A 736-nucleotide genomic window follows, 5' to 3' on the forward strand; every position below is an offset into this window, starting at 1 on the left:
ACAGATGAATCTTCAGATTGAAGATTGTTGGAAAGATCCTTCAAACTTTTATCTAGTTGGCCTTTATTAACAGCATCATCATTGTTCTTTCCCTCACCAACACCAGAAATTACACGATGCACACCAATTTTATTCGCGATACTGATTTTACTGCCTTCTATTTCTTTACCAATATTGATAACACCTGCAGCATCCTGCTTAACAAGACTATCTCCTACAACTTGGGTAATCTCATTTTTAAGTTCTTTATGAATATTCGTGATAGAATTGCCTACACCAGCAAACGCTTCCGATACACTATCATAGCTTGTCTCTTCAACTGCACTGCCATCTTCCTTGACTACATGAACCTTAAACTTTGGGGCTTTCCATTCGCCATTCTCATACTGAGCTCCACCTCCTAAAGACCGCGCTAAACCATTACCCAATAAATAAAGCTGAGAACCATTGATCGCATCATGTGAACTCTCACTAATCTGACCATTCCCAACATTATGGAGGCCAACTAAGCTCTTCTCTTTACCACCCAAAGTCACATTCGTATAATCAGTTTTACCATCTTTTCTATCGTAATGGACAACAGATGAATCTTCAGACTGAAGATTGTTAGAAAGATCCTTCAAACTTGCATCAAGTTGTGCTTTGTTAACAGCATCAGTATCTTCAGTACCCTTTGCTAAGCCTGTTAGCTTTTTACCGCTAGCATCAATACCACCGGTGGTTATTTGTGGGCCAT

The 736-nt window shown here is 39.4% G+C and carries 1 pseudogene; it reads right to left on the reverse strand.

Annotation, left to right across the window (positions count from 1 at the left end):
- Positions 1-736: pseudogene (locus tag J7R07_RS07955) on the reverse strand (Vomp family autotransporter); the annotation flags it as partial.

The sequence above is a fragment of the Bartonella phoceensis genome, assembly GCF_902825145.1.
Lineage (GTDB): Bacteria > Pseudomonadota > Alphaproteobacteria > Rhizobiales > Rhizobiaceae > Bartonella > Bartonella phoceensis.